Origin of the sequence: Hydrogenimonas sp. (assembly GCF_029932565.1) — a bacterium.
Taxonomy (GTDB): Bacteria; Campylobacterota; Campylobacteria; order Campylobacterales; family Hydrogenimonadaceae; genus Hydrogenimonas.
The window spans coordinates 1-6,564 of the sequence record NZ_JAOZPV010000086.1; the positions used below are offsets into that span (position 1 = coordinate 1).

5 protein-coding genes and 1 pseudogene are annotated in these 6,564 nt (G+C 55.3%); 1 reads left to right on the forward strand and 5 read right to left on the reverse strand.

The genetic code is table 11. The features are described 5' to 3' along the window. The 5 genes from Q1K24_RS08655 to gyrA all read right to left on the reverse strand — a co-directional run. Window positions 1-986, reverse strand: a 986-nt coding sequence (locus Q1K24_RS08655; RefSeq protein WP_300368936.1) for an aspartate-semialdehyde dehydrogenase, incomplete at its 3' end; no start/stop codon positions are given. A gap of 182 nt (window positions 987-1,168) precedes the next feature. Beyond that, on the reverse strand, window positions 1,169-2,320 hold the full coding sequence (locus tag Q1K24_RS08660; RefSeq protein ID WP_300368939.1) for a sigma-54 dependent transcriptional regulator: 1,152 nt from the start codon (window positions 2,318-2,320) through the stop codon (window positions 1,169-1,171). A gap of 83 nt (window positions 2,321-2,403) precedes the next feature. Further along, entirely contained in the window at window positions 2,404-2,808 is a 405-nt protein-coding gene (locus Q1K24_RS08665; protein WP_300368942.1) for a hypothetical protein, read from the reverse strand. Beyond that, the gene (locus Q1K24_RS08670; RefSeq protein ID WP_300368945.1) at window positions 2,784-3,299 is read right to left on the reverse strand and encodes a hypothetical protein; all 516 of its coding nucleotides are present in this window, start codon (window positions 3,297-3,299) and stop codon (window positions 2,784-2,786) included. Before Q1K24_RS08670 ends, Q1K24_RS08665 begins: the two co-directional genes overlap by 25 nt. 71 nt (window positions 3,300-3,370) lie before the next feature. Beyond that, entirely contained in the window at window positions 3,371-5,845 is a 2,475-nt protein-coding gene (gyrA, locus tag Q1K24_RS08675) for a DNA gyrase subunit A (RefSeq protein WP_300368948.1), read from the reverse strand. Window positions 5,846-6,322: 477 nt separating this feature from the next. Here gyrA and Q1K24_RS08680 point away from each other — a divergent pair. Beyond that, window positions 6,323-6,564, forward strand: a pseudogene (locus Q1K24_RS08680) (ammonium transporter); the annotation flags it as partial.

Genomic DNA, 6,564 nt, shown 5'->3' on the forward strand with positions numbered 1-6,564 from the left:
GCGTTGGTCGCCGCACCCACGCGGAGGTTGTCGGCGACGACGAACATGTGGACGATGTTCGGGCGATAGATGTCGCTGCGAATACGGCCGACGAAGGTTTCGTCACGGTCGACGCAGGCGATGGGCATAGGGTAGACCCCTTCGGCGGGAGTGTCCATGACGACGAGGTTCTCTCCCTGTGCCATCACTTCGCGTACGGCGTTGGCGTCGGCATCTCTTTTCAGTGTGACGGTCATGCTTTCGCTGTGGCCGCGCAGCACCGGCACACGGACGCAGGTGGCAGCCACTTCGATCGTGTCGTGCATGATTTTACAGGTCTCGTTGACCATCTTCATCTCTTCCTTGGTGAAGCCGTTGTCCATGAAGACGTCGATCTGGGGGATGACGTTGAGGGCGATCTGGTGGGGGAACCGCTCATGGGGCGCCTCGTCGAGCTTGAAGGCGAAAAAGGCCTGCATCTGGCTGATCATCTCCTCCATAGCGCTTTTTCCGGCACCCGAGGTCGCCTGATAGGTGCTGACGTCGACCCGTTCGATGCCGTAGGCGTCCTGCAGCGGTTTGAGTGCCTGGACCATCTGGATCGTCGAGCAGTTGGGGTTTGCGATAATCCCCTTGTTGCGCCATTGGGCGATATCTTCGGGGTTCACTTCGGGGACGACCAGCGGGACATCCGGGTCCATGCGGAAGTGGCTCGTGTTGTCGACGACGACGGCACCCGCTTCCGCCGCGAAGGGGGCGTAGTGGGCCGAGACCGAACCGCCTGCGCTGAAGAGGGCGATGTCGATCTCCTCGGTTTCGAAAATCGTCTCGGTCAGCTCTTTGACCGTGACCTCTTCGCCTTTGTACTCGATCGTGCCGCCCGCGCTTCGGGCGCTCGCCATCGGAACCAGCCTGGCGATAGGGAAGTCGACCGACTCCAAAACTCTCAGCATCTCTTCACCGACGGCACCCGTGGCTCCGACGACCGCTACATTGAATTTTCTCATACTCTTTTGACCTCGTTAATAAAAATTAGGCGATTATAGCGAAAAATTATTTAGTCAATGGTCATTCGCCACTGGTCATTGGGGAGAATGGCTTTTGAGTCTTCCCAATGACAGCGTGCGAAGCGTGCGTAATGACCAGCACCCACAGGGTGCGAAATGACCAATGACGCGGGCTTCGCCTGCTAAGACCTCGCGTCCAGAAAGAGATCCTCTTCGGTAATGCTCTCGCCATCGGAGAGGATCGCTGCCCGTTCGACGACGGCGATGAGTTCCCGGATGTTGCCGGGCCAGGGGTAGGTGTGGAGTTTCGCTTTGGCTTCCTCGCTGAACGACTTCGCCTCGAGGCCGTATTTCGCGACGATCTTTTCGAGACTCTTTTCGGCGATCGGGATGATCTCTTCGCTGCGTTCGCGAAGAGGCGGGATGACGACGGGAATCGTGGCGATGCGGTAGTAGAGATCTTCCCGGAATGTCTGCTCCTGCATTTTGACTTTGATGTCGGCATTGGTCGCTGCGACGATGCGCACGTCGATCGGGATGCCTTTGGTACTGCCGAGACGGTGGATGATCTTCTCCTGAAGGGCCCGGAGCAGTTTGGCCTGCAGGTGGTATGGCATTTCGGCGATTTCATCGAGAAAGAGGGTACCGCCGTTGGCCGCTTCGAACTTGCCGATTTTGGCCTCGATGGCGTCGGTAAAGGCCCCTTTTTCGAATCCGAAAAGTTCGCTTTCGATCAGGTTTTCCGGAATGGCGGCCATGTTGACTGCGATAAAGGGTCTGTTTCTGCGTGGGGAGTGCTCATGTATGGTTTTGGCGAAGAGCTCTTTGCCAACGCCGCTTTCACCCAGCAGGAGAATGGCCGCGTCGCTTTTGGCCGCTTTTTGGACGAGGGAGAGCGCTTTTTCGAGGGCGGGCGAAGTGCCGTAGAAGATGGAGCTGTCGGCCGTTTTCTCGTTTTTCTGGCCGCTTCCCTTGACACGTACTTTGACCTTTTTGCTGCGCCGGATCGCTTCGACGAGGGTTTCGACTTCGAAGGGTTTGGTCAGAAAGTCGCTGACGCCCAGGCGGATCGATTCGATGGCACGGTTGAGGGTGGCGTTGCCGGTGATGATGATGGCATCGTACCGGCCGTTCAATGTCTCGAGAAATTCGATACCGTCCATGCCGGGCATGTTGATGTCGGTGATGACGAGATCGTAGGTGTCGTCGAGTTTTTTCAGGGCCTCTTTGGCGTTGCGGAAAGTTTTGACCTCGAACTCGTCGGCGTAATCGCCAAGCGCGATTTCGAGGGATTTTCGCATATTGATATCGTCTTCGACGATGGCTATTTTCATCGTATCGTCTCCGCCGATTCGATGGAATGAACGGTGAAGGTAAGCCGCTGCCCGGACATCTTTTCAGTCATAAATCGCCTCCCTTAATGACCAGTGACTTTCTTTATGATAACCAATCCGTCGTTAAATTCCACTTGCAGAGGGGTGGGAGGCAGTATGAGTTCGAGCGACTCCCGCTGACTGACGAGGTCGAGAATCTTTTCGCGGGATTTGACGATGACGCCGTGTTCGAAGAGACATTCGAGGAGTTCCTGATTCTCTTCCCGGGCGAATGTTTTGAAATCTTCCGCTTCCGTGACAAAGGTGCAGATATTTCTATTTTCCCGTTCGAAGGGGACCATCGCTTTGGAGATATAGAGATGTTCGTCGACGAGGATGAAATCGCTGCTGTGCAGCCGGTAGGAGATGTAGTAATCCCCGGCGACGAGAGCCGGGGAGAATACCAGCAGAAAGAGGAGAGGGATCAGTCTGCCAATCGTGGATACCATTCGTCTCCGCGTACGGTCACTTCCATCTCGACTTCACATAGGCCGTCGCTGAATTTCGTATCGAGAATGCGGGCGTTGCGGATCATCGCGTCGATCTGTGTACGGACGGTGGAGCGGCTGATCATCATGTTGCGGATCAGGTCGCGCCCCTCGACACGGACACCGCATATCTTTTCGCCGAGCTGGCGGTAGGCGTCGGCGATAGCGGCACGCTTGGCCAGCGCCATGGCTTGTGCCGGAGATACGGTGCTGACCGGTGCGACACCCTGGCCGATGACCTGGAAATGGATAGTGTTGTGGGAGGAAAGGGTGCAGGCGTTTCGCTCTTTCACCTCGATTTTCTTTACCTCGACCTTGGGCGGTACGACGACCGGTTGGGAACAGTTTTGAACTTCGTTCGGCTTCGCCTCCTCCACTTTCGGTGTCGGGCAGGATTCGGCGACGAGAGATACGGATGCAAGCAGTAAAGCGAGCAGTGTCCATCGTTTCATAGGTGGGCTCCTAAAATAGTTTCCGAAATTCAAGCAAAAACCGTTCCCAGTTTCATGGAGCCCTTTTGCATTCACTCTTCAGACTGTTCGACAATCTCCTCTTCCGCCTTCTCTTTCGGACAGCTCGCGATGGAATTGACTTTGTCGCCGCTGTCGAGACGGACGATCTTGACACCGCTGGTGGCACGGCCCGCTTTACGGATGCTCTGCATGTCGACGCGGATCATTTTGCCGCTCTGGGTCAGGACCATCAGGTCTTTTTCTTCGTCGACGATGACGACACCGACGGCATCGCCCGTTTTGGGTGTCAGTTTCATCGCGACGACACCCTTTCCGCCGCGGCTCTGGAGGCGGTATTCGCCCGCTTCCGTCCGTTTGCCGATCCCTTTTTCGGCTACTGTCAGAAGCTCCTGCTCCTCGCTCTGGATTGTCGTGGCGCCGACGACATGGTCGCCTTCGATTTTGAAGCGGATGGCGGTGACACCGCGTGCGGTTCGTCCGATTTCTCTGGCGTCGGTGACCGGGAAGCGGATGCACATCCCCTTTTTGGTCAGGACGAAGAGCCACTGCGTTTCGGGCAGAACGATCTTGCAGGTGACCAGTTCGTCGTCTTCATCGAGCGTGATGGCACGTACACCGACCGAGCGGATATTTTTGAATTCGCTCAGGTTGGTTCGCTTGACGATTCCGTTTTTCGTGAAGAAGGCGAGCGACTTGCTCTCGTCGAAGTCGGTAGTCGGAATGATCGCCATGATGTTTTCTTCCGGCTGAAGCTGGATCAGATTGACGACCGCTTTGCCTTTGGCCGTACGGGAGCCTTCCGGAATTTTGTAGACTTTGAGCCAGTAGAGCTGGCCGCGGTCGGTGATGAACATCAGCGTGTCGTGGGTGTTCGAAATGAAGAAACTTTCGATGAAGTCGTCTTCGTGGGTCGTAACGGCCGTTTTGCCCTTTCCGCCGCGATGCTGCCGTTCGTACTGTTTCACCGGTACACGCTTGATATAGCCGCGGTGGGTGATCGTGACGACCATCGGTTCGTTCGGGATCAGATCTTCGATGTCGATATCCTCGTAGTCGTCGACGATTTCGGTGAGCCGCGGCGTGGAGAACTGGTCCTTGATCTCGAGCAGCTCCTCTTTGATGATCTGGCTCAGGAGGTCTTCGCTTTTGAGGATGTTGCTGAGACGTTCGATCTCGGCCATCAGCTCCTGGTACTCTTTTTCGATCTTGTCGCGTTCGAGGCCGGTGAGGCGCTGGAGGCGCATGTCGAGGATCGCCTGCGCCTGCTTTTCGCTCAGGCTGAAACTCTGCATCAATCCCTCGCGTGCTTCGTTGGCGTCGGCCGAGGCGCGGATCAGGGCGACGATTTCGTCGATATTGTCGAGTGCGATACGCAGACCTTCGAGAATATGGGCGCGTGCCTTCGCCTTTTCGAGTTCGAAGATCGTGCGTCGGATGATGATCGTCTTGCGGTGCTGAATGAAGAGTTTGAGCAGCTCCATCAGCGTGAAGACTTTCGGCTCCTTGTTCTGAATGGCGAGCAGGATGATGCCGAAGGTCGTCTGCATCTGGGTCGATTTGAAGAGGTTGTTGAGCACGATTTCGCTCATCGTATCTTTCTTGAGTTCGATGACGACGCGGATGCCTTCGCGATCCGATTCGTCACGCACTTCACTGATTCCCTCGATCGCTTTGTCTTTGGCAAGCTGTGCGATGTTTTCGATCAGTTTGCTCTTGTTGACCTGGTAGGGGAGCTCGTCGATGACGATCACTTCCCGGTGCCCTTTCTTCTCGATATGGGTCTTGGCGCGCACTTTGATGCGGCCGCGTCCCGTCTTGTAGGCATCCAGGATCCCTTTGCGGCCGAATATGATGCCGCCGGTCGGAAAGTCGGGCCCTTTGATGTGCTCGAGCAGATCATCGAGAACGGCAGCCGGATTGTCGATGAGAACGAGCAGGGCGTCGATCAGCTCGTCGAGGCGGTGGGGCGGGATGTTGGTCGCCATACCGACGGCGATACCGTTGGAGCCGTTGAGCAGCAGGTTGGGGACGCGGCTCGGCAGGACGTCGGGTTCGCTCATCGTATCGTCGTAGTTGGGGATGAAGTCGACGGTATCTTTCTCGATGTCGCGCAGCAGCTCTTCGGCGAGGCGGGTCATGCGCGCTTCGGTGTAACGCATCGCCGCCGGGTTGTCGCCATCGATGGAGCCGAAGTTCCCCTGGCCGTCGACGAGCGGAATGCGCATGGAGAAATCCTGTGCCATGCGTACCAGCGCGTCGTAGACTGCCGTGTCGCCGTGCGGGTGGTATTTACCGATGACGTCCCCGACGATACGGGCCGATTTCTTGTAGGCTGCACGGGAGGTGACGCCCAGTTCGTGCATCGCGTAGAGGATACGGCGGTGAACCGGTTTGAGACCGTCCCGGGCGTCCGGAAGTGCACGGCCGATGATGACGCTCATCGAGTAGTCGAGGTAACTTCCCTTGATACTCTCTTCGATCGAGACTTCCTGGATATCTTCGTTTTCTTTGAACAGATCGGACATTCAAAACCTTTTGCTTTGAAAATAGTTTACTGATTCTATCCAAAACAACCTTATATTACATATATAGTTAGAACCCATCTCAAAAATCCCCATAGACGGTAACGGAAGCGATTTTGTTTCCTGTTGCGGCGGTTCGACGCAGGCGTGGCCAAAGCCACGTCAAGGAGAACCAACAAAGAGAGGGGGCAAAAGCGCTCCGCCCGCAGGGTGGTACGGAAAAGTTACGCTGACTTCGTTGAAAATGCTCGATGTAGCTTTGGCTACACCTTGCGCTTTTCGCCTCGTCATCGCCTCTTTTCCGTACCATTCCCGCCCATGGGGATTTTTGAGATGGGTTCTAGATATAAAGACGACAGGGGTTCCAAGAGAGTGCATTGATTAAAAAACAGGCAATAAATATCTGGAATTGTTGCTTTAAAATTCATATACTTCATTTGTAATTTTTCTGAAACGGAAAATAATTCAAAAGGAGCCGTAATGAACCCGGGAGATTTGTCCTATATTATCGACACATTGTTTCTGCTTTTTTCGATGACTCTGATCATCTTTATGGTGCCGGGATTCGCGATGCTCGAAGCAGGCATCGTGCGAACCAAGAATGTCAGTTCCGTCTTGACTGTCAACACGATGATCTATGCCATCGCTTCGATGGCCTTTCTGCTTATCGGTTACAAACTGGCGTTCGGAACGTGGGAAAACGACAGTGTCAGCAAGTGGGC